Genomic DNA, 21,493 nt, shown 5'->3' on the forward strand with positions numbered 1-21,493 from the left:
TCGTTTTATTGACCGAACAATTGCTGCAGTCGATGAACATCGTGTGAAGCCCAAACGTCCTCTCGCTCCGGGTGCCACATCCAGCCCTCCCAAGGGAGACTGCGGTGCCGGATGGCTTCGATTTCCCCATCGCCACTGCACGCCAGGACCTCGAAACCTTCCGGGCAACCGGCAAGCGCAAAACCGTGATAGCTGTTCACTTCGGCAACGATTTTTCCTGACAGTTGATGCCGGGTTCGCACATGACCGTTCACCGGTTTCAGCTCACCGCCCGACCAGTGCGCAATCATCTGCATGCCCCGGCAGATTCCAAGTACGGGCAGGCTGTGGGATCGTGCGTGGGCAAGCAATCGGCTTTCGGTCAGGTCGCGTGATGAACACTGGCCGATGTCATTCCCTCCCGACAGCACAATGGCCTGTGGCGATACCGTGCGCAGCCAGTCATGCAGGACGTCCGGAGTCAGCCGCCCGTCAGTGGTTTGCGGACATAACCCGTTGGGCACCGGCACCGGCAAAAAGCCAGCAGCTACAAGAAAGGCGATCAGACGCTGGTCAATTGCATCGCGGCTTTCACCGCGCTCGGGTAATACGTCCACACGCTGACTGAGGGCAACGACTTTCATGCCAGCATCTCCACGCAACGTCCGGGACAGTCCAGGTGCAAGCGTTGTGCCGCCGACCAGCGGCGATAGAGGACCTCGCCGGCACCAATCACTGCCGGCAAGCCAAGTTCTCCTGCGCGAATCGCCATGTGCGAGTTGGCGCCGCCCCACGCCGTTATCAGCCCGGCAATCGGGTAGGCAAACAACCAATCGAATCCGGGGTCCGCGTTGGGAATGCAGACAATCGCACCGGCGAGTCTTTCTCGGTCATCACTGCCCACCACGGGTGCAGTCACCTGCTTCTGGGTGATGAAGTTGGGTGCTGTTTCCGGCCATTCGAAAGACCAGACATCCTCAGGCCGGGTAATCACCGGCGGTAGCGATACCTTGAGCGTCTCTGCGTGGCGGGCCTTGCCCTGCTCAATGCTGCGCAACAGCACGTCACTCGGGTTGACTGCCGCAACGTGCAGTTCCTTGAACACACTGATGTCGCAATAGGCCATGTCTTCACGGCTTATGCCGTGCCCGGCACCCACTTGCGCGATCAATGCCAGGGCATCCGAGAGATTGCGGGTGAAGTGGAACTTGGCCAGCTCGCGCAACTCGATCCCTGCTTGCATGAAGTCCAGCAAGCCGACAGGATCGGGCTGCAAGCCGTGTGACTCCAGTTGCTTCACGATTTCGCGCATTTGTGGAAGGGTCAGCGAAAACGGTTGGACGGGCTCCGGGATGGACGGACGTTGAGTCCAGTCGAAGTAAAGTTCCGGCGCTTCATCGTAGCGAGGCGAAAGGATGTCGTAGGTGCCCGGGCGCAAGTGGCCATAGCGCGCGAGGAACGTCGCCTTGTCCAGCGTCGCACGGTCACGTGCCAACTGGCCGCTGACCGTCGACACCCCGCCCATGAAACAATCGTAGTCAGCCTGCGAGAGCACGCCCACCGTCATCAGGGATTGAAGCATCTGCACCGCAACGAAGCCGGCGCGGGCCAGACCGGCGAATGGCAGGGTCCCGTAGCGCTTGGCATCCTCCAACAACCAGTAAATACGCTCCAGAGGGTCGGCGTTGGAGGCCAGCAATGCCTCACGTCGCGCATTCAGCGTATCGAGCTTGTTGGCATCAGCGCGCCACAAACCATCCTTGGGATGGACGATGCGGTTGGTCAACTTGCGCAAACTGCTGCTGATGGCTTCCAGTTCATGCTCCAGGAAACCGGCACTGGCCAGGCGCTCCAGTCGCTGCGACAAATCCAGTGTGTAGCACGAGAACACAATCTCGAACTCCACTTTGTCGTGCAACGTCGGCTCGGACAGCAGCCGATCAATATAGTGATCGACCAGACGCCCCGCCAACCCCTCATCAAGGTCTGCCGGGATGAACGAGTTGAAAGACAACCGCACATCGATGTACGGCAACCCGAAAAAATGCGGCATCAGCGGAAAACTGCGCAAATTGCGGTAGCCGTAATTATGGCGTTGATAGGCCCAGATCGAGTCAGTCACCAAATCCCGGTAAAGCGAAAGCGCCAGTGGTTTGGGACGGATACCGATAATCTCGGCCGGATTCCAGTCCGGCATCACGCCATAAACGGTACGCTGGCCGATCAGGAACGGGTGCGGCTGCATGCCCCGCGCCACCTTGCGTTGAATATTTTCCAGGCGATCGGCTTGGGTTGTTTCGGATTCCGGGGGGCCTGGCAAAATCAGTGGCCGGGCTTGCAACAACCACATCACCTCGCCTTCAGCCTCCCGCGTGACAGCGAACTCACAATCGACCGGCACCCCCTCGAACAACCCCAACAACTCTTCGAGCAAGGCGATGACGGGCACCATATCTGGCGGTGGTGGCACTTTACTGTGTGCCGCCTGCTGCCAAAGCCGGCCGCCCATACCGCTGGTGACAGAGGCGGTGTCCCGGCCTTCCGTCCAGTTCACCACCCGATAGGGCGCACACGTATTCGGGTCGTGGGAAAAGGCCACGCCGGACCGAACGACATGACTCAACATCGGTTGAATCAGAACTTCGTCTGCCAGGTTTACATCGCCATAACTGGCTATGACCTGTTCGACCGCCGATTCCAATCCGGCTTCATTGACGTCAAGTATCGAGAGAAAGGCCCCCGCACAGGACGCTTGTACGCCATCTTCACGCAGACAACTGGAGCGCACGATCCAGGGGCCGGCGTCCAACCGTCCCTGAATGTCGCGAAAACAGGCCTGGCGACCCATTTGCCAGTCCCTTACGGTGAATGACAGCAGCGGAGCAATGCGCGCCGACGTCAGCCGCTCTTGCAGGCCGGCAAGCGTACCGGCCTTAGTTGAGAATTGCAGAGCCATCAGACTTTATCTCAGCTGAGCAACCCAGATATTGGTTGAGTACGGAATCTGGATCGAGGCGGTCCCAAGGCCCTTCAAATAGTCATCAATTGCGCTAATCACCTCATGGAAATTCGCACCTGCCTGACGTTCCAGCGTCGCGTGAGAACGCCAGGCCTCCAGACACTCTTCAATGGTTTGTTCGTGAATGACACGTGCATCAAGATGAACAACAGGACCGAATAGCGCACTGGCATCGATCACCGCCGTTTGATCTTCACGACGAGTACCGTAGCCGTAACCCTGTACCCGTTCTTTAATGATCGCTTCGATTCGGGCCTGGACCGGATCATCCAGATGACGGTGATTCCACATACAGGCGAACCAGCCTCGTGGCTTGAGAATGCGCGCGGTTTCCTTGAGCGCCTGCTCGCGGTCACACACATTGAAGGAACTGCCAAACGTGACCATGTCGAACGCTTGCGACTGTTGCCCTGTCACTTCGCCCGTTCCTTCATGCCAACTGACATTGGCCAGGTCCGCGGTACGCTTGATGCCATTCGCTCGCATCGCATCATTAGGTTCCACCGCAACAACGTCCAGGCCTCGCGCAGCCAACATCAAGGTCAAGTGTGCGACGCCGGCTCCGACATCGCAGAACTTGTCGCCTTTCTCGGCGCCGGCAATCGAAAGCATCGCATCGATCGCCGCATCGGCGTAGTCAGGACGCTTCAAGTAAGCGTCGGCCAGTGTGGTGTAATCCCATTCCGTTTTCATACCAACTTCCTATTATAAAAATGGTGTAGTAAGTCATCAGTCAACATAGAGAGGGGGCGGTGGGGGTCGAACTCCACCACCCAGTCCGCCGCGTCCGGTTCATCAATCGACAAATCGAGTCCCGCGACGTTGTGCAACTCGCCTGCATCGAACCGGCGATAGATGCCCTTGGGGTCCCGGCGGCGAAGTTCCTCCATCGGCACCTTCAAATAGATCTCGAAATAACCAGGCAGGTGAACACGGTTCCAGGCATGAACTTCGCGGAACAGCGAAATCGTGGCGATCACCACTGTGACCCCCTGCGCCGCTATGACCCTGCATAGATGTGCGTATTGCAGGGCCAGCGCCAATCGCCCCTCACGCCCGTGGTTTTGCGAATTGGCCGCACTGGCGCCAAAGACATCACGCAGTTCATCGCCGTCCAGCATCACAACCGGGTGACCATCGTTTCTAAGCCTGGCCACACATTCATGGGCCAACGTTGATTTGCCAGCACCCGACAAACCGGTAATCCACACGACTTCGCCGACAGAGTTATTCATATCGCCCTTAGTAGTCCGAAAGTTCGATGGGTCGTTGACTCACGATCATTGCGCCAGACTGGCTGGATTGTTGATCAGTTTTCCGTGGGCGCCACCGAGGGAGTCGACCAGGCAGTAACGAAAACAGGTCTCATGTTGCTGTTGAACCAGATCAAGAAACACTTCATCCGGATGATGAAGCTCGCTGTATTCCGAGTCGTAGAATTTTTTATAAATAAAATACTTTTGTTCAGGGGTAAGAAGTTTAAATCCAAGCAGCATATCTTTAAGCTCGTCGCCACTTTTAGCGATCGGCAACAAGCCCTCCATTTGATCCAGCCAAGCCTCGACAATAGGATTGCTTCCGTGGACTGTCGGAACATAATAAATGGGCAGCTTGCACGTATTCAGCATAAAGGACACACCACCACTGGAAGCGTCGGTAATGATCGTGTCACATATCCGATAGAAGTCTTTGCTGCTGCCTCTAGTATCGTCAATTGAAATCCATGGGTACCGAGCAAGCTGTTCACACAACTCTTTTACATAAGGGTGCTCAAAATCCGTCATATACGGTCGAAAAATTATCTTGGCCTGAGGAATCTGAGACTTGACCGAGTTAACAACCACCTCCATGTTTTCAAACAGAGAAGCGCCACTCGGGCATATGCCTATCTGGGTAGGCAGAAGGCCAACTACATATTCCTCAGACGTGCACCGAAACTCAGGGGGCGCACTGAACGCTTCGGGAATTTTGACCGGCAGCACGGAGACTGCGCTGGTGTTTCGAAGGTCCGTGCGCGCTCGGCCCTCTTCAGGTTCCAGACGCAAGGCACCCCTGTCCTGCCTGAAAAGGTGCAAGCCTGTTTTAATCAGATCAAACAGTGATCTGGAAGAGGAAACAATGGCATCCCAATAGGATGTCCAGCCGGAACAGTAGTAAACGTCCCTGAGGGGCATCCCTACATTGCCGTGTGCAATAAAAATGGAAAAATTTGACTCATCCAGTAACCACCCGACCGAAGCATCGTTCGAGATAATTATTTGCGATCTCAGTTTTGCAATATAATCCAGCCCCACCTCTTCAACGGGACAACCTAGAAACTGTTCTGCTTCAAACTTGCTGATACCGACAATATTTGTTTGAAGCACAATACGTTGTATTGATTGCGAAGAGCATTTAGCGCAGGCAGCAAGTACTCAAGATAAGTTTTTCCACCATTATCCACGTTACTGATCAAATAAACGCTTTTCATGTAAAACGTGCACCTTCAAAGCTGCCCCAGGCAAGCCAGGCTTAGGCCAAGTAAACGCACAGAAAAGGGGAAGCATTTGATTCTGCCCAAGCGCATATCCCTTTCGCACGTGTACATCCTTGTTGTAAAGCGAATCAGACTAAAGTCGTATTAATTTTCGTTAAAAATCAATTACAAGGCTTTGATCCTCGTCACATAAACGGCGTCAATATATCATACGGTGGCAAATTGACACCCCGCCAGGCGAGCATTTTTTCCCATCACCCAGCCAGTGGGCGGCCTCGAAATCCACACCCCCAGAAACCACAAAACCCCTGACTTCTCTCGAAATCAGGGGTTCTGGTTACATCGAATTTGGCGGTGAAGGAGAGATTCGAACTCTCGATACAATTTCTTGTATACACACTTTCCAGGCGTGCTCCTTAAGCCACTCGGACACTTCACCGTATCTCGTCAAACATGTTCTGTCTGTCGAGGCGCGCTAATGTAGTCGAAAGCTTTTCTGATGGCAAACTTTTTTTGCAGAATTTTCATGTGCTTAGCGGTTTGGAGGTTCTGGTGCATTCCGGGCCATGGCAAACCTGCCAATCTCTGGCTTCGCGCTCTCCTTATATAGAGAGGGGGAATGCACGGTGGGGGCGGCAGCTACGCTTGCCCGGCGGGGAAAGGGTGACTGGTGGGTCAGTCATTGCGCTTTACCTGGCCTGCGGCGGTGGGTAACGTCTGCCCCAACTTTCATACAAGGAATTGCGTCATGAGTGAGTTGATTTCCTACCACCTCGAAGACGGTATCGCGACCCTGACCTTGAGCAACGGCAAGGTCAATGCCATCTCCCCGGACGTAATTGCTGCGTTTAATGCTGCGCTGGATCAGGCGGTGACTGATCGTGCGGTGGTGATCATTACCGGTACCCCTGGCATTCTGTCGGGTGGTTATGACCTGAAGGTGATGACAGCCGGCCCTAAAGAAGCCGTCGCGCTGGTGACGGCTGGCTCGACGCTGTCCCGTCGCCTGCTGTCGCACCCGTTTCCGGTGATTGTTGCGTGCCCAGGGCATGCAGTGGCCAAAGGTGCATTCCTGTTGTTGTCGGCGGATTACCGGATTGGTGTCGACGGCCCGTTCAGTATTGGCCTGAACGAAGTGCAGATCGGCATGACCATGCACCACGCAGGCATTGAAATCGCCCGTGATCGTCTGAGCAAGGCAGCGCTGCATCGTTCGGTGATCAACGGTGAGATGTTCACTCCGAAGAGTGCCGTGGATGCGGGTTTCCTCGATGTAGTGGTGTCGCCCGAAGAATTGCAAGGCGCGGCGCTGGCAGCGGCTCGTCAGTTGAAGAAGATCAACATGACCGCGCACAAGAACACCAAGCTGAAAGTGCGCAAGGCGCTGCTGGACACCCTGGACAACGCAATCATTCAGGATCAGGAGCATTTGGGTTAACCCAAACCACGCTGCACCGAAAAGCCCGACCGTCATGTCGGGCTTTTTCATACGTGCGCTGTTGAAAAGCCTACAACCGCTCTAGAACAAGTCTGACCAATAAGTCGGAAACATGCGCTCAAACATCGGCTATCTCCTACCTCTATAGCAGCAATTGCCGAAAACAGTGCACATCCGTACACTGCGCCACCTTTTGTCCCGGTGGGGCCTGTAAATGCTGTTTGTGTTTCGTATGTTACTGATGGGCCTGCACTTTATTCTCGCTGGTGTGCTGGGGGTCATTCTGGGGCTGTGCCGCCCGTTCAACCCGGACAACAGCCGTTTGTGCGCGCGTCTATATGCGTGGCCGGCAATGTGTATTTTGCGTTTGCGGGTGAAGGCCGACGTCGGGCCATTGATGGACAAACCCGAGAGCTGCGTGATCATCGCCAATCACCAGTCCAACTATGATCTGTTTGTGTTCGGCAACGTGGTGCCCCGCCGCACCGTGTGCATCGGCAAGAAAAGTCTGAAGTGGGTGCCGTTGTTCGGCCAGTTGTTCTGGTTGGCCGGCAATGTGCTGATCGACCGTGGCAATGCGCACAAGGCACGTCAGTCGATGCTGACCACCACGCACACCTTGCAACATGAGGACACCTCGATCTGGGTGTTCCCGGAAGGTACGCGCAATCTCGGCGAAGACCTGCTGCCCTTCAAGAAAGGCGCGTTCCAGATGGCGATCGCTGCGGGCGTGCCGATCGTCCCGGTGTGTGTCAGCAGTTACGTAAAACACATGCGATTGAACCGCTGGCGCAGTGGGAAAATTCTGATCCGCTCGCTGCCGGCGATTCCTACGGCAGGACTGAGCCTGGACGACATGCCCCTGCTGATCGCCCAGTGCCGCGAGCAGATGCGCGAATGCATCGCTTCGATGGACCGGCAACTGCAAGCCGCGTAAAAGAAAAACCCGCCCTGTGCGGGTTTTCTTTTGCCTGCGAACGCTTACCGGCGAACTCCGCAGATTTCACTGACTCTCAAGCAGCAGACAAGGCTAAGCTGAACACTGCCTGCCCCATTTGCTAACGAAAGCCTGCCAATAAGAAGTGAACCAACATCATGGGTAGAGTTGTTGCTGCTGCGGTTTACAGCGCTGGTAAGAAAGTCACCAATATCACCCTCGACGAAGGCGCTGCCTGGGCTGCCAAGCCTGACCACTTTGTCTGGATCGGCCTCGAAGAGCCGAACGCTCAGGAACTGGCCAACCTGCAACGCCAGTTCAATCTGCACGAACTGGCCATCGAAGACGCCCTTGAGAAACATAGCCGTCCGAAGCTCGAAACCTTCGGCGACGCGTTGTTTATCGTCACGTATTCGCCGATCCGCCATGAAGGAAAGCTTGAGTTCATCGAGACTCATATCTTTGCCGGCAACGGCTACATCATTACCGCGCGTAACGGTCACTCAGCGTCCTACGCTTATGTCCGGCAACGCTGTGAGGCGCGTCCGCTCCTGCTTGAACATGGGGAAGATTTCGTACTCTATGCCCTCCTCGACTTCGTGATTGAAAACTACCAGCCGGTGGGCGAAGCCATTCACGCCGAGATCGATGAGCTGGAGCGCAACGTGTTGTGTAGCGCCCTGAATGAACATGACATCCAGAAGCTTCATGGCCTGCGTCGGGACGTTCTGCGTTTGCGTCGGTATGCGGCGCCGATGGTGGAAATCGGTGAGGAGCTGCAGAAGCTGAACTTTCCGTTCATCGACAAGAACATGCGCCCGTATTTCCGCGATGTGCAGATCCATGTGACCCGGCAGATGGAAGACCTGACAACCCTGGCGGACATTGCCAGCCAGACCATTGAGGTGGGGGTGTTGCTGGAGGCATCACGGCAGAGCGTGGTACAGCGCAAGTTTGCCGCGTGGGCGGCGATCCTGGCGTTCCCGACGGCGGTGGCCGGGATCTACGGGATGAACTTCCAGAACATGCCGGAATTGACCTGGCATTACGGGTATTTCGCGGTGATGGGGTTTATTGCGGTGGGGTGTGTGAGTTTGTGGGCGAGTTTCAAGAAATCGGGGTGGTTGTAGTCGATACCGCGTCGTATGTGAACATCGCTGGCAACCAGCGCCTACAAAGGAAACGCAAACCTCTGTAGGAGCTGGCTTGCCAGCGATGCTTTTAGCGTTAAACCGTTTCTGGTTTATGCGCCACAAACCGCATCATCCACTCCGCAACGGTAGCGCCATGATGCTCATGCTCGAGGCTCGCCATGCCTTTGGTATAAACCTGCACGCCCAACGCTTCCTGACGAATATCCAGCAAGGCTCGCGAATAATCGTGAATGAATTCCGGGTGCCCCTGGAAACACAGCACCTGGTCGTTGATGTGGTACGCGGCAAACGGGCAGAAATCACTGGAGGCGATAACCGTGGCGTTTTCCGGCAGCGATGTCACTTGGTCCTGGTGGCTGATCAACAACGTCAGTTCTTCCCGCACCGGGCTCATCCACGGCGCCTTGGCCGCCAATTTGTAGCTGTGCGTGCCGACGCCCCAGCCCTGGGTCGCACGCTCGCTCTTGCCGCCCAGCAGGAGCGCCAGCAACTGATGGCCGAAGCACACGCCGAGCAGTTTGTCGCCGCGTTCGTAGCGGGTCAGCAGGTAAGCCTTGAGGGTCTCAATCCACGGGTCGGTGCCGAAGGAGTCGGCCTTGCTGCCGGTGACGAGATAGGCGTCGAAGGCCTCATCATCGCTGGGGTATTCGCCCTGCATCACGTTGTAGACAGTGAACTCAGCGGCGATGGGTTGTTGCGAAAACAGACGCTGGAACATCTGCCCGTAACCCTGATATTGATCGACCAGTTCCGGACGCAGGATGTCGGTTTCCAGAATGCAGATGCGTAACGACATAAAAAATACCTGACACGTGATGGGAATAATGCACACCCCAGAGCCTGCCTCGAAACACCGTTCCAAGGCAAGCCCCGCGAGTCGTCATCGGTCCCTTAAAACACCTCCCCTTTGGCCGCTTTCTCCAGCAGCAGCGCGGGTGGTGCGAACCGTTCGCCATACTGCTCGGCCAGGTATTGCGCACGAGCGACAAAGTCCTTCACACCGTACTGGTTGATGAACTGCAGCGCACCGCCGGTCCAGGCCGCGAAACCAATGCCGAAGATCGAGCCAACGTTGGCATCCGCCGTCGAGGTCAGAACGCCCTCCTCCACGCAACGCACGGTTTCGATGGCTTGCACGAACAGCAGGCGATCACGCACGTCCTTTGGTGAAATCTGCCCGTCAGCCTTCTCGAAACGGCTTTTCAGCTCTGGCCACAGGTGCTTCTGACCGCCGACCGGGTATTCGTAGAACCCCCCTCCTGCAGCTTTGCCCGGACGCTTGTATTCATTGAGCAGCAAGTCAATCACAGCAAACGCCGGGTGCTCAATCAGCGGTTTCCCTTCTGCTTGCAGGTCTTTGGCCGTTTGCTGGCGGATATGGCTCATGAGGCTGAGGGAAACTTCGTCGGAGATCGCCAGAGGACCGATGGGCATGCCGGCCTTGCGCGCTTCAGTCTCGATCATCGCCGCGCTGACACCCTCGCCGAGCATGGCAATGCCTTCGTTGGTGAAGGTGCCGAACACTCGCGACGTGAAGAAACCGCGACTGTCGTTGACCACAATCGGGGTTTTCTTGATTTGCAGGACGAAATCGAAACCGCGGGCCAGGGTTTCGTCGCTGGTGCGGGCGCCCTTGATGATTTCCACCAGCGGCATTTTTTCCACGGGGCTGAAGAAATGCAGGCCGATGAATTTGCTCTGGTCCGGTACGGCGGTGGCGAGGCCGCTGATGGGCAAAGTCGAGGTGTTGGAAGCAATCACCGCGTCCGGGCCGACGACTTTTTGTGCGGCAGAGGAGACCTTGGCTTTCAGTTCACGGTCTTCGAATACCGCTTCAATGATCAGGTCGCAACCGGCCAGATCGGCGTCATTTTCTGTGGTTTTAATCCGCGCCAGCACCGCATCGCGCTGCTCGGCGCTCAACTGGCCCCGGGCCACTTTCTTCTCCAGCAACGCCGCCGAATGAGCCTTGCCCTTCTCCGCCGCCGCGAGGTTGATGTCCTTGAGCACCACCTCAATACCCGCCGAAGCACTGACGAAGGCAATCCCGGCGCCCATCATCCCCGCGCCCAAAACACCCACACGACGGGTCATGTAAGGCGCAACCCCTTGAGGTCGCGAGCTGCCAGCATTGATCTCGTTGAGTTGGAACCAGAACGTGCCGATCAGGTTCTTCGAGACCTGGCCGGTGGTCAGCTCGGTGAAGTAGCGGGTTTCGATCAGGTGCGCCGTGTCGAAATCCACCTGAGCGCCTTCCACTGCGGCGCAAAGAATCTTCTCCGGGGCGGGCATGCAACCCTGGGTTTTAGTGCGCAGGATCGACGGCGCAATCGCCAGCATCTGCGCGACTTTGGGGTTCGACGGTGTACCGCCGGGGATCTGATAACCCTTCACGTCCCAACGTTGCACCGCCGTCGGATTGGCCAGAATCCAGGCGCGCGCCTTGCTCAGCAGTTCATCGTGATCCACCGCCAACTCATCGATCAAACCCGCCTGCAGGGCTTGTTGCGGACGGACTTTCTTGCCTTCAAGCAGATACGGCAAGGCCTTTTCCAGACCGAGCATCCGGACCATGCGCACCACCCCGCCACCGCCCGGCAACAGGCCGAGGGTGACTTCCGGCAAGCCGAGCTGCACCGATGAATTGTCCAGCGCGACGCGGTGATGGCAGGCCAGGCAGATTTCCCAACCACCGCCCAGCGCCGCGCCGTTGATCGCGGCGACCACCGGTTTGCCCAGGGTTTCCAGGGTGCGTAATTGCCCTTTCAGCGTCAGCACCATGTCATAGAACGCTTTGGCTTCAGGCTTGCCGACCTTGATCAGTTCATTGAGGTCGCCACCGGCGAAGAAGGTCTTCTTCGCCGAAGTAACGATGACGCCAGCGATGCTTTCTTTTTCAGCCACTAAACGGGCAACACAGGCAGCCATGGCCTCGCGGTAAACCGCGTTCATGGTGTTGGCGCTCTGGCCCGGCATGTCGATGGTCAGGACGACAATCCGGTCCTGCCCTTTTTCGTAACGAATGGCTTCAGTCATGAAGATAGTTCCTTGAAATCGTGGCTCAGAGGCGTTCGATGATGGTGGCAATACCCATGCCGCCGCCGACACAGAGGGTCGCGAGGCCGTAGCGCAGGCGCCGGGATTCCAGTTCATCGAGCAGCGTGCCGAGGATCGCGCAGCCAGTGGCGCCGAGCGGATGGCCCATGGCGATGGAGCCACCGTTGACGTTGACCTTGTCCGGGTCGATGGCCATGTCCTTGATGAATTTCAATACGACAGAGGCAAACGCCTCGTTGACCTCGAACAGGTCGATGTCTTCGACCCGCAGCCCGGCCTTGGCCAGCGCCTTGCGGGTGGCCGGCGCCGGGCCGGTGAGCATGATGGTCGGGTCGGTGCTGGTAACCGCCGTGGCGACGATTCGCGCCCGTGGCTGCAAGCCGAGTGCACGGCCCTTGGCTTCGGAGCCGATCAGCATCAACGCTGCGCCATCAACGATCCCGGAACTGTTGCCCGGCGTGTGCACGTGGTTGATCCGCTCGACGTGGCTGTAGACCCGCAACGCCGTGGCGTCGAAGCCCATTTGTCCCATCATCTCGAAGCTCGGCTTGAGTTTGCCCAGGCCTTCCAGGGTGGAGTCGGCGCGGATGAACTCATCGTGATCGAGCAGGATGATGCCGTTCTGATCTTGCACCGGCACCAGCGATTTACTGAACGAACCATCGGCCCGCGCCCGCGCCGCTTTTTGCTGGGAGTGCAGCGCGTAAGCATCGACGTCCTGGCGGCTGAAGCCTTCGAGGGTGGCGATCAGATCGGCGCCCACGCCTTGCGGGGTGAAGTGGCTGTGCAAATTGGTTTCCGGGTCCAGCGCCCAGGCGCCGCCATCGCTGCCCATCGGCACGCGGGACATCGACTCGACGCCACCGACCACCACCAGGTCTTCGAAGCCGGAACGCACTTTCATCGCCCCGAGGTTGACGGCCTCCAGCCCCGACGCGCAGAAGCGGTTGATCTGCAGGCCCGCGACGCTGACGTCCCAATCGGCCACCTGCGTCGCGGTTTTGGCGATGTCCGCACCTTGATCGCCGACCGGCGTCACACAACCCAACACCACGTCGTCGACCTGACTGGTGTCCAGCGAAGTACGCTGCTGCAACGCCCGGAGCAACCCGGCCACCAGGTTCACGGGTTTGACGCTGTGCAAGGCGCCATCGGACTTGCCCTTGCCACGGGGCGTGCGTAACGCGTCGAAAATCAAAGCTTGGGTCATGACGTCCTCGAACCTGACGGTGAAAATGCTGAGCCCTCACCTTATGCCGAGCCACCGCCGATTCAATGACCGCAATGCTCACCGGCGTTGACGGACACGCTCAGACGGACGGTAGTGTGCTACCGGATTAACCGTTTCAGGACACCGAGCTGTCTAGCAAAAGGGCGGCAAAGAAGCTGGCAATAGGCCTCATGCCTTTTTTAAAGCAATAAGTGCGCACTCCATACGAAAGGGATCTAAACCACGCGTGACGCGGGCCCTAAGGTGAACATATGCGAAGTTGTCGTCGGGTTTTGCCGAGGCGCTCGCCCTACAGGAAGTGCAACGCGCTGCCGTCATGGAGATATGCAGGCAGGCATCAGGAAATAACAAAAAAGGCGGTCAAGCCATGTTCAAACATTCGAAAGTACGTCAAGCCGGGCTCATTCTTTTCGCCACTACGCTGTTGTTGATTTTGCCGAACCTGACCAAGGTGATCGGCTGAGTCTTTTATTAAAAGATCGGCGCAAGGTTTCTATCGCCTCTTAAAAATGTGACTGGCTCGCTACCCGGGCCGGCGTGGGTGTGCCAACCTTTGCGGCACTTCCACGACATGGACGGCGATCTGTTGAAAACGCTCATTTTGTTCGGGGCCTTGCTACTCAGCACGCCTCTGTTTGCAGCACAGTTGAACCTGGAGCTGGGCGCGCACAGTCGCACCTGGCAGAGCGAAGAATTGCTCAAGCATCCCCAGGTTCAGACCATCACCATTACCAACGACGTTTCCTACAAACGGGACATGAGCTATCGCGCCGTGCCCTTGGCGGCGTTGTTGACCGGCATAAAACCTGACGATCACCTGCAAGCTGTGGCACTGGATGGTTTTGCCGCCGAACTGGCTGCCGCGCCGTTGCTCAATGCCCAGGGTGCGCGAGCGTGGCTGGCGATTGAAGACCCGGCCAAACCGTGGCCGGCGCTGTCGGCGGACAAGCCGAGTGCCGGGCCTTTTTATCTGGTCTGGACCGATCCGCAGGCGGGCAATATCAGCCCCGAGCAATGGCCCTTTCAAGTCGCGGACATCAAGCGCATGGCGCCAGTGGCCGAGCGCTTCCCTGCGCTGCTGCCGGATCCGGCGCTGAAGGCGGACGATCCGGTGAATCTGGGGTTTGCGCTGTTTCAGAAGAACTGTTTGGCGTGCCATCGATTGAACGGCGCCGGGGATGCGCAATTCGGGCCGGATCTGAATATTCCATTCAATCCGACCGAGTATTTTGCTGCGGATTTTTTGAAGCGTTACATCCGTGATCCGCAGAGTTTGCGGCAGTGGCCTCAGGCGAAAATGCCGGGGTTCGCAGCGCAGGTGCTGCCGGATGGGGATCTGGACATGTTGGTGGGATATTTGAAGCATATGGCCGGGCGCAAAATTAAGCCCTGACGCGGTCCCTCGCAGGAGCTGGCTTGCCAGCGATGGTGAATCAGCCAAAACGATGTCGACTGACACTTCATCGCTGGCAAGCCAGCTCCTACAGGGGTTGTGCGGTGTCCAGGTTTACTGCTGCTGGACTGAAATAACCGGCATCGGCGTCGGCGACACAAACACCTTCGCATGCATCTGCTCGCACCCACCGCCGCGACGCATCCCGCGTACCGGGCAAGCGTCCAGATAATCCAGGCCCACCGCCAGCTTCAAATGCCGCTCCGGCCGCGCCAGTTCGTTGGTCACGTCAAAGCTGTACCAGGCGTCATCGAGCCAGGCTTCCGCCCACGCGTGACTGGCCAGATGCTCGCTGTTCTCGCTGTACAAATAGCCCGACACATAACGCGACGGAATGCCCAGGCTGCGGGCGCAGGCGAGAAACGCGTGGGTGTGGTCCTGACAGACACCCGAACGCCCGGCGAAGGCTTGAGCAGCGCTGGTGTCCACTTCGGTGGAACCCGGCGTGTAGGTCATGTGCGAATTCAGCCCATGCATCAAGTCAATCAGCGCCGTGCGATCCCGACGCTTTTTGCAGGCTTTCTCAGCGAACGCGCGCAGGGCTTCGTCGGCTTCAGTGAGGCGCGTGAAGCGCAGGAACGGCAGCGCCGACTGGCTCTCGTGCTCGGCTTCGCGCAATTCGTCGATATCGACCTGGCCACGGGCGCCAATGATGATCGCTTCATGCGGCTCGTCCATGGTCAGCACGTGCAGGATGTTGCCGAACGGATCCAGTTGCGCGCGCACCGGACGCGGCAGGTCGAGCTGCCAACTGAGCACGTGCTGGCGCTCGCTGTCGTGGGGGGTGAGTCGCAGGTACTGGATGCTCGCCCGCACCTGATCTTCGTAGTGATAGGTGGTCTCGTGGCTAATGGAAAGTCTCATGCAGCCTCCAGGTAGGAACTGTGTATGGCGTTACCCAACTGGCGCACCAGCGGGATGAACTCGGTCAGCCAGGCATGCAGGCCTTCGTCGAGAATTTCGTTGATGCCGGTGTAGCGCAGGCGTGCATCCATTTCGGCGGCCAAACGTTGCGCAGGACGGCCATTGGCCCCCGGCAGTTGAGCGAGGATCTGGTCGATTTCTTCGGTGCAGGCGCGCAGGGATCGCGGGACATCGGCGCGCAGCAACAGCAACTCGGCGACGTGCCGGGCGCCGGGGGCGTCGCGGTAGATTTCGGTGTAGGCCTCGAACGACGACAAGGCTCGCAACAAGGCACTCCACTGGTAATAGGCGTGAGCCGTGCCGTCGCTGACCGCTTCGGCCTGATCGCCCGCCATTTCGTAGCGCGCATCGAGCAGGCGCAAGGTGTTGTCAGCCCTTTCGATAAAGGTGCCCAGACGAATAAACCGGAACGCATCGTTGCGCATGATCGTGCCGTAGGACGCGCCGCGAAACAGGTGGGACCGTTCCTTGATCCACTCGCAGAACCGGCTCATGCCGTAGCGACTCAAGCCTTGCTCGGCAATGCCGCGAATTTCCAGCCACGTGGCGTTGATGTTTTCCCACATGTCGGCGGTGATTCGCCCCCGCACGGCGTGGGCACTGGCCCGCGCCGAACCGAGGCAGCTGTAAATGCTCGCCGGGTTGGCCGCGTCCAGGGCGAAAAAGTGCAGCAGCCGTTCGGCATGCAACTCGCCGTGGCGTTCGAGGTAATCGTCCAGGGTGCCGGTAATCAGCAGCGGCATGGCGAGCTCATGCAGACCATCCCCGCGACCATCCTGTGGCATCAGTGACAGCGAATAACTGATGTCGAGCATCCGTGCGAGGTTTTCCGCCCGCTCCAGGTAACGCGACATCCAATACAAATCCGAGGCAGTTCTACTTAACATGGCAGGCTTCCTTCAATCCTCGACCACCCAGGTGTCCTTGGTTCCGCCACCCTGGGAGGAATTCACCACCAGGGAGCCTTCACGCAGGGCGACACGGGTCAAACCGCCGGGCACAACCCGGGTTTCGCGGCCAGACAATACAAACGGACGCAGGTCGATGTGGCGTGGTGCGATGCCGTTTTCGACAAAGGTCGGACAGGTCGACAGAGACAGCGTTGGTTGTGCGATGTACGCGTGAGGCTTGGCCTTGATCCGCTCGCGGAAGGATTCGATTTCCGCCGCCGTCGCCGCCGGCCCCACCAGCATTCCATAACCGCCGGAGCCCTGGGTTTCCTTGACTACCAGTTCTGGAAGATTGGCCAGCACGTGGGAAAGTTCAGAGGGATTACGACACTGGAACGTCGGCACGTTTTTCAGGATCGGTTCTTCATCGAGGTAGAAACGGATCATGTCCGTCACAAACGGATACACCGATTTATCGTCCGCGACCCCGGTGCCAATGGCATTCGCCAGCACCACATTGCCCGAGCGGTACGACGACAACAGCCCCGGCACGCCGAGCATCGAGTCCGGGTTGAATGCCAGCGGATCAAGGAAGGCGTCGTCGAGGCGACGGTAGATCACGTCCACCGCTTTTGGCCCGTCGGTGGTGCGCATGAACACCTTGTCATCCCGCACGAACAGGTCCGCGCCTTCTACCAGTTCAACGCCCATTTCCCGCGCCAGAAACGCATGCTCGAAAAACGCGCTGTTGAAGCGACCCGGCGTCAACACCACCACGCTCGGGTTGTCGATGGGGCTGGAGCTTTTCAGGGTGTCGAGCAACAGGTTGGGATAATGGTCGATCGGCGCGATGCGCTGGGCCGAGAACAACTCGGGGAACAGTCGCATCATCATCTTGCGGTCTTCGAGCATGTAGCTCACGCCGCTGGGTGTACGAAGGTTGTCTTCGAGCACGTAGTACGTGCCGTCGCCATCGCGCACCAGGTCGACGCCGGAGATGTGCGAATAGATATCCCGATGCAAATCCAGGCCCTGCATTGCCAACTGGTATTGCTCGTTGGCCAGCACTTGCTCGGCCGGGATGATGCCGGCCTTGATGATGCGCTGCTCGTGATAGAGGTCGGCAAGGAACATGTTCAGCGCCTTGACCCGCTGGATGCAGCCGCGTTCGACGATCCGCCATTCACTGGCGGGAATGCTGCGCGGAATGGTGTCGAAGGGAATCAGGCGCTCTGTCCCCTGCTCGTCCCCGTAGAGCGTGAAGGTAATCCCGGCGCGATGAAACAACAGATCGGCCTCGCGTCGCCGTTGTGCCAAAAGCTCGTCAGGCGTTTCGGCTAGCCAACGGGCAAACTCCCGATAATGCGGGCGGACCTGGCCGCCGGCATCGTACATCTCATCAAAATAGGTGCGGATCATGCCGTACTCCTTGTCACCCGGACATCTAGGCTTCGCAAGGCCCGTGCCATCGGCAGAAACGCTTTGATATCAATCAGTTGGATAATCACATCATTAACACCGCACCAATCCTGTGCGGTAAATGCCCCAACCTGATCGCCCCCGCTTCATTGCGAAGCAATGCTGTCGTCTATCACCAGCATAGTCAGAGTTGATTTCAGTGCTCGGCAGTTGGTGCGGATAATCGGCGCATTCGCTGGAATTGCTCACCGAACTTCCCTTTTAGCCGCCTTGCTCAGGCGGCTTTTTTTTGTTTCCGGATTTGTGCCCGGTGGCGTGGCAGCCTGTTTTGCAGAGATTGGGAGGACGCCATCGCCAGCAAGCCGGCTCCTACAAAGGTCGGCGTTGAATCCACAAACGAAAACGGCCAACCCGTAGGTCAGCCGTTAGTGGATATTGTCGCTGTTCATAGTGTTATGCGAGTAGCCCTCGTACCTCCTGCTTGACGCCCCATCCTTCGATGATGCCCCCCAAAGGCTCGACCACCGCCTCGAAATCCTGCTCAAAGTCGCCGATGCCGTCGTAAGTGGCGGACATCACTTTGCTCAGTTCCAGAGCCCAGGCACCGTCGTCGCGCACGCTGATCTGTGCATTCATGGATTCGCCGGAATAATGCCCTGCCGCCCTGCGTGCCCGCTCCTCGTCCGGGAAAATGGCGTAGAACTCGATGGGATGGAAACGTGAAAAGTCAAAACCGCCTTCTTTCATGCGGCGCAGCACCGAGCTGCTGATGTCTTCTTGATAGGCTGTGCTCATGAAACGTCCTCCTGAACCGATGGATAGACTTTCCGTACTCCCGACGCCCGCAACCGAATGGTGCGCGCTATGCGGCAAACCAATTGCCGATGGGAAACAAGCATGTAGCTGACAAGACCAGACCTTAGCGATCCATTCGCTGATCTCGCTTGCAGAGTAGCCCCAAGTCAGAGGCGCTGCCAAGGCCTGGATAGGATTGAGACAGGAGATATTCAGATTGGCGTGATGCCGAGGATTTGTATGCTGTTCTGGGCCTTGAGGCTTTTGACGCTTGCATCAGCAGTTCGCCCTTCCAGATCATTCAGATCCAGTTCGGCTGCGACAGGAAGGAGCCGGGCCTTGATGAGTTTGGCGGCATGCTCGTTGTCCGGGCACTCCTCGCACTCAAAGACTTCATCGACCGTTTCACCGTGATCATCCACGAAAGTGATTTTCCACTTTTGCATCACTGCCTCCTCGATCAAACCCGTAGATGGGCTTACATCCATCTGGACTTTTACCCTGACCGATCGTTCAAACGGATTACGGCACACCAACATGAAAACACACAGAACCTGTGGGAGCTGGCTTGCCAGCGATGCATACACCGCGGTTCGTCAAACACACCGCAGTGATCCAATCGCTGGCAAGCCAGCTCCCACAGGGGATGTGAATAAGGTTAGTCGTTGCTTGGCTTGTTCACGGCCTGCAACACGTACTGCGGCAAAGCGAAGGCGCCGATGTGGATTTCCGGGTTGTAGTAGCGGGTGATGATGCCGCTCCCGGCAAAGCGCTGCTGCAAGGTTTCGCGGGACAATTTGCGATAGGCAGTGTCGGTCGCGCCCCAGGCAAAGGTCATCGAGCCGCCGATGTAGGTCGGCACGGCGGCCTGGTAGAAGTGCCAATCCGGGAACAGGCTGCGCAGGCGGCCGGCAGTGGTTTTGACTTCTTCGATTTGCATGAACGGTGTGCCGTTCTGGGTCACCAGGATGCCGCCTTCATTAAGGCAACGACGGCAAGCCTGGTAGAAGTTTTCCGAGAACAGCACTTCGCCCGGGCCGATCGGGTCGGTGGAGTCGGAAATGATCACGTCGAACTTTTCAGTGGTGGTGGCGACGAAACGCATGCCGTCGTCGATCACCAGGTTCAGGCGCGGATCTTCGAACGCACCCTTGGAGTGGTTCGGCAGGAACTCCTTGCACATCTCGACCACGGTGCCGTCGATCTCGACCATGGTGATGTGCTCGACGCCACCGTGTTTGGCCACTTCACGCAGCATGCCGCCGTCGCCGCCACCGATGATCAGCACGCGTTTGGCGCTGCCGTGCGCCAGGATCGGCACGTGGGTGAGCATCTCGTGGTAGATGAATTCGTCGGCTTCGGTGGTCTGGATCACACCGTCCAGCGCCATGACCCGGCCCATGCGCGGGTTTTCGAAAATCACCAGGTGCTGGTGTTCGGTGCGCACTTCGTGCAGCAGTTTTTCCATGCGAAAACGCTGGCCGTAGCCTTCGTAGAGGGTTTCCAGGTAATCGCTGGTTGGAGTGTTGCTCATGGGAAGTGCTCCGAGAAATGCGGTGGCAACGGACGGTTACCCGCCCATGAAGGCCAATCGATCAGCTCGATTGCCCGGGAAAGGCGCGCATTCTACGTCGCGGAAGATGACAGGTCGAACCTTCTGGTGACCCCATACCTGTAGGAGCCGGCTTGCCTGCGATGCAGACGACGTGGTCTGTCAAATACACAGCGGCAGGCAAGCCGGCTCCTACAGGTTTGGTGTTGGCTCAGATCCGCACGTTGCCCCGTGGCCCGGCGATGGCCCAGATGATCAGGCCCAGGACCGGCAGCAGCAGGATCAGCAACACCCAGACAATTTTCATCCCGGTCGAGACGCCACTTTTCAGCACGTTGATGATTGCCCAGATATCCAGGGCCAGAATGATCAGGCCAACCAGGCCGTTGAACGTGGAACCCATGGTGTCGCTCCCTAAGAGTGGATTGCATTCTTAGGATAGCCGGCCTTGGCGAGGGTTCCGTTTTATTCCATCAAACGTGGATAGCGACTTTCAGGGCTTCCAGGGACGGCGCGGCAGTGATGCCGACTTCGGCGCACAACTCGAGCACACGCGGTACGTCGTTGCCGTAGACCAGCACCACTTGCAGTTCGTCGTCCAGCAGTTGGCTGAAGTTCATCAACGTGTAACCGCCATTTTCCTTGTTCATGCTGCCCATCTGTACCTGGATGCGATTGAGCGCGGTCAGCGCTTCGGTCTTGGCCAGTTGCTTGGGTTTGATGTTGAAATCCACGCCCGGGCCGAACGACGCGACGATCTGCGCAAACAGGTCCACGTAGGTGTCCGCCTGGAACAGCACGGTTTCCGGCAGGCTGCCAACGACGACCCACTCGCCCAGGGAAATCGGGAAGGTGTCGTCGTAGTTAACGTCCGGATTGGCTGTCAGAAAAGCTTTTGGATCAGCGAAGGCCTGGGCCGCTTCGTCGGCGACTTTGAGGATTTCGTCATCGCTCATGCACCCGGAGCTGATTTTGCTGATGAGTTCGACGAGTGCGGCTTTCATGAGGGCGGAATCCTGTAGCGAGGGAATTTTGAAGGCGCGAAGGATAGCGCATTACGCCCCGCAGTTCCTGCGCGTGAACGTCTCCGGGAATGTTGACCCATATCAAGGTCCGGCGCGTTGAGTAGCGGCACAATGCTGGCACCTTGCCAATGCTGTTTCCGCTAT

20 protein-coding genes and 1 tRNA gene are annotated in these 21,493 nt (G+C 57.8%); 4 read left to right on the forward strand and 17 right to left on the reverse strand.

What is annotated here, in order from left to right; genetic code table 11:
• Positions 1-5: 5 nt before the first annotated feature.
• From ACI77H_RS05135 to ACI77H_RS05160, 6 genes are all read right to left on the reverse strand, one after another.
• On the reverse strand, positions 6-623 hold the full coding sequence (locus tag ACI77H_RS05135; RefSeq protein ID WP_407010707.1) for a gamma-glutamyl-gamma-aminobutyrate hydrolase family protein: 618 nt from the start codon (positions 621-623) through the stop codon (positions 6-8).
• Positions 620-2,935 carry a PEP-utilizing enzyme gene (locus ACI77H_RS05140; RefSeq protein WP_407010709.1) on the reverse strand — a complete coding sequence of 772 codons (2,316 nt, stop codon included), beginning with the start codon at positions 2,933-2,935 and terminating at the stop codon, positions 620-622. Before ACI77H_RS05140 ends, ACI77H_RS05135 begins: the two co-directional genes overlap by 4 nt.
• A 6-nt stretch (positions 2,936-2,941) precedes the next feature.
• The gene (locus ACI77H_RS05145; protein WP_407010710.1) at positions 2,942-3,691 is read right to left on the reverse strand and encodes a class I SAM-dependent methyltransferase; all 750 of its coding nucleotides are present in this window, start codon (positions 3,689-3,691) and stop codon (positions 2,942-2,944) included.
• Positions 3,688-4,233 (reverse strand): adenylyl-sulfate kinase, encoded by a 546-nt coding sequence (locus tag ACI77H_RS05150; RefSeq protein WP_407010711.1) that lies wholly within the window; start codon positions 4,231-4,233, stop codon positions 3,688-3,690. Before ACI77H_RS05150 ends, ACI77H_RS05145 begins: the two co-directional genes overlap by 4 nt.
• A 45-nt stretch (positions 4,234-4,278) precedes the next feature.
• Positions 4,279-5,364: a hypothetical protein gene (locus ACI77H_RS05155; protein WP_407010712.1), complete on the reverse strand. Its 1,086-nt coding sequence runs from the start codon at positions 5,362-5,364 to the stop codon at positions 4,279-4,281.
• Between the two features lie 459 nt (positions 5,365-5,823).
• Positions 5,824-5,913: transfer RNA gene (locus tag ACI77H_RS05160), tRNA-Ser, on the reverse strand.
• Positions 5,914-6,222: 309 nt separating this feature from the next.
• Between ACI77H_RS05160 and ACI77H_RS05165 the strand changes: the two genes are divergently transcribed.
• The 3 genes from ACI77H_RS05165 (at position 6,223) to ACI77H_RS05175 (ending at position 8,979) form a co-directional block, all read left to right on the forward strand.
• Positions 6,223-6,912 (forward strand): crotonase/enoyl-CoA hydratase family protein, encoded by a 690-nt coding sequence (locus ACI77H_RS05165; protein ID WP_407010713.1) that lies wholly within the window; start codon positions 6,223-6,225, stop codon positions 6,910-6,912.
• A gap of 214 nt (positions 6,913-7,126) precedes the next feature.
• Positions 7,127-7,849: a 1-acylglycerol-3-phosphate O-acyltransferase gene (locus tag ACI77H_RS05170; RefSeq protein WP_407010714.1), complete on the forward strand. Its 723-nt coding sequence runs from the start codon at positions 7,127-7,129 to the stop codon at positions 7,847-7,849.
• Positions 7,850-8,007: 158 nt separating this feature from the next.
• The gene (locus ACI77H_RS05175) at positions 8,008-8,979 is read left to right on the forward strand and encodes a magnesium and cobalt transport protein CorA (RefSeq protein WP_407010715.1); all 972 of its coding nucleotides are present in this window, start codon (positions 8,008-8,010) and stop codon (positions 8,977-8,979) included.
• A 97-nt stretch (positions 8,980-9,076) separates the two neighbouring features.
• On the opposite strand, the gene ACI77H_RS05180 is transcribed toward ACI77H_RS05175, so the two are convergent.
• From ACI77H_RS05180 to ACI77H_RS05190, 3 genes are all read right to left on the reverse strand, one after another.
• Positions 9,077-9,799, reverse strand: a complete 723-nt coding sequence (locus tag ACI77H_RS05180) for an amidotransferase (RefSeq protein WP_407010717.1) — start codon at positions 9,797-9,799, stop codon at positions 9,077-9,079.
• A gap of 95 nt (positions 9,800-9,894) precedes the next feature.
• Entirely contained in the window at positions 9,895-12,039 is a 2,145-nt protein-coding gene (locus ACI77H_RS05185) for a 3-hydroxyacyl-CoA dehydrogenase NAD-binding domain-containing protein (protein WP_407010718.1), read from the reverse strand.
• A gap of 25 nt (positions 12,040-12,064) precedes the next feature.
• Positions 12,065-13,270: an acetyl-CoA C-acetyltransferase gene (locus ACI77H_RS05190; protein WP_407010720.1), complete on the reverse strand. Its 1,206-nt coding sequence runs from the start codon at positions 13,268-13,270 to the stop codon at positions 12,065-12,067.
• Between the two features lie 592 nt (positions 13,271-13,862).
• On the opposite strand from ACI77H_RS05190, the gene ACI77H_RS05195 reads away from it, so the two are divergent.
• Positions 13,863-14,684: a c-type cytochrome gene (locus ACI77H_RS05195; RefSeq protein ID WP_407011039.1), complete on the forward strand. Its 822-nt coding sequence runs from the start codon at positions 13,863-13,865 to the stop codon at positions 14,682-14,684.
• 114 nt (positions 14,685-14,798) lie between these two features.
• On the opposite strand, the gene ACI77H_RS05200 is transcribed toward ACI77H_RS05195, so the two are convergent.
• The 8 genes from ACI77H_RS05200 to ACI77H_RS05235 all read right to left on the reverse strand — a co-directional run bounded on the left by ACI77H_RS05200 (position 14,799) and on the right by ACI77H_RS05235 (position 21,328).
• On the reverse strand, positions 14,799-15,608 hold the full coding sequence (locus tag ACI77H_RS05200; RefSeq protein WP_407010722.1) for a transglutaminase domain-containing protein: 810 nt from the start codon (positions 15,606-15,608) through the stop codon (positions 14,799-14,801).
• Positions 15,605-16,555: an alpha-E domain-containing protein gene (locus ACI77H_RS05205; RefSeq protein WP_150630098.1), complete on the reverse strand. Its 951-nt coding sequence runs from the start codon at positions 16,553-16,555 to the stop codon at positions 15,605-15,607. The genes ACI77H_RS05200 and ACI77H_RS05205 overlap by 4 nt, the downstream gene beginning before the upstream one ends.
• A 12-nt stretch (positions 16,556-16,567) precedes the next feature.
• Entirely contained in the window at positions 16,568-17,977 is a 1,410-nt protein-coding gene (locus tag ACI77H_RS05210) for a circularly permuted type 2 ATP-grasp protein (RefSeq protein WP_407010724.1), read from the reverse strand.
• A gap of 453 nt (positions 17,978-18,430) precedes the next feature.
• Positions 18,431-18,772, reverse strand: a complete 342-nt coding sequence (locus ACI77H_RS05215) for a ribonuclease E inhibitor RraB (RefSeq protein ID WP_017337348.1) — start codon at positions 18,770-18,772, stop codon at positions 18,431-18,433.
• A gap of 212 nt (positions 18,773-18,984) precedes the next feature.
• Entirely contained in the window at positions 18,985-19,218 is a 234-nt protein-coding gene (locus ACI77H_RS05220) for a hypothetical protein (protein WP_407010726.1), read from the reverse strand.
• Positions 19,219-19,430: 212 nt separating this feature from the next.
• Positions 19,431-20,306 (reverse strand): polyamine aminopropyltransferase, encoded by an 876-nt coding sequence (gene speE, locus ACI77H_RS05225; protein ID WP_407010728.1) that lies wholly within the window; start codon positions 20,304-20,306, stop codon positions 19,431-19,433.
• 229 nt (positions 20,307-20,535) lie between these two features.
• Complete coding sequence (locus ACI77H_RS05230; protein WP_150630102.1) at positions 20,536-20,727, reverse strand: PLDc N-terminal domain-containing protein; 192 nt, start codon at positions 20,725-20,727, stop codon at positions 20,536-20,538.
• 70 nt (positions 20,728-20,797) lie between these two features.
• Entirely contained in the window at positions 20,798-21,328 is a 531-nt protein-coding gene (locus ACI77H_RS05235) for a hypothetical protein (protein WP_407010729.1), read from the reverse strand.
• Positions 21,329-21,493 lie beyond the last annotated feature (165 nt).

The sequence above is a fragment of the Pseudomonas sp. O230 genome (assembly GCF_045447035.1).
GTDB lineage: Bacteria > Pseudomonadota > Gammaproteobacteria > Pseudomonadales > Pseudomonadaceae > Aquipseudomonas.

What these genes read in the sequence shown, in the direction of transcription:
- ACI77H_RS05180 (WP_407010717.1), bottom strand. Translation starts at nt 9,799, where the DNA reads ATGTCGTTACGCATCTGCATTCTGGAAACCGACATCCTGCGTCCGGAA.
- ACI77H_RS05235 (WP_407010729.1), bottom strand. Translation starts at nt 21,328, where the DNA reads ATGAAAGCCGCACTCGTCGAACTCATCAGCAAAATCAGCTCCGGGTGC.
- ACI77H_RS05175 (WP_407010715.1), top strand. Translation starts at nt 8,008, where the DNA reads ATGGGTAGAGTTGTTGCTGCTGCGGTTTACAGCGCTGGTAAGAAAGTC.
- speE (WP_407010728.1), bottom strand. Translation starts at nt 20,306, where the DNA reads ATGAGCAACACTCCAACCAGCGATTACCTGGAAACCCTCTACGAAGGC.
- ACI77H_RS05185 (WP_407010718.1), bottom strand. Translation starts at nt 12,039, where the DNA reads ATGACTGAAGCCATTCGTTACGAAAAAGGGCAGGACCGGATTGTCGTC.
- ACI77H_RS05140 (WP_407010709.1), bottom strand. Translation starts at nt 2,935, where the DNA reads ATGGCTCTGCAATTCTCAACTAAGGCCGGTACGCTTGCCGGCCTGCAA.
- ACI77H_RS05230 (WP_150630102.1), bottom strand. Translation starts at nt 20,727, where the DNA reads ATGGGTTCCACGTTCAACGGCCTGGTTGGCCTGATCATTCTGGCCCTG.
- ACI77H_RS05205 (WP_150630098.1), bottom strand. Translation starts at nt 16,555, where the DNA reads ATGTTAAGTAGAACTGCCTCGGATTTGTATTGGATGTCGCGTTACCTG.
- ACI77H_RS05195 (WP_407011039.1), top strand. Translation starts at nt 13,863, where the DNA reads ATGGACGGCGATCTGTTGAAAACGCTCATTTTGTTCGGGGCCTTGCTA.
- ACI77H_RS05200 (WP_407010722.1), bottom strand. Translation starts at nt 15,608, where the DNA reads ATGAGACTTTCCATTAGCCACGAGACCACCTATCACTACGAAGATCAG.
- ACI77H_RS05210 (WP_407010724.1), bottom strand. Translation starts at nt 17,977, where the DNA reads ATGATCCGCACCTATTTTGATGAGATGTACGATGCCGGCGGCCAGGTC.
- ACI77H_RS05150 (WP_407010711.1), bottom strand. Translation starts at nt 4,233, where the DNA reads ATGAATAACTCTGTCGGCGAAGTCGTGTGGATTACCGGTTTGTCGGGT.
- ACI77H_RS05145 (WP_407010710.1), bottom strand. Translation starts at nt 3,691, where the DNA reads ATGAAAACGGAATGGGATTACACCACACTGGCCGACGCTTACTTGAAG.
- ACI77H_RS05215 (WP_017337348.1), bottom strand. Translation starts at nt 18,772, where the DNA reads ATGAGCACAGCCTATCAAGAAGACATCAGCAGCTCGGTGCTGCGCCGC.
- ACI77H_RS05165 (WP_407010713.1), top strand. Translation starts at nt 6,223, where the DNA reads ATGAGTGAGTTGATTTCCTACCACCTCGAAGACGGTATCGCGACCCTG.
- ACI77H_RS05220 (WP_407010726.1), bottom strand. Translation starts at nt 19,218, where the DNA reads ATGCAAAAGTGGAAAATCACTTTCGTGGATGATCACGGTGAAACGGTC.
- ACI77H_RS05170 (WP_407010714.1), top strand. Translation starts at nt 7,127, where the DNA reads ATGCTGTTTGTGTTTCGTATGTTACTGATGGGCCTGCACTTTATTCTC.
- ACI77H_RS05135 (WP_407010707.1), bottom strand. Translation starts at nt 623, where the DNA reads ATGAAAGTCGTTGCCCTCAGTCAGCGTGTGGACGTATTACCCGAGCGC.
- ACI77H_RS05190 (WP_407010720.1), bottom strand. Translation starts at nt 13,270, where the DNA reads ATGACCCAAGCTTTGATTTTCGACGCGTTACGCACGCCCCGTGGCAAG.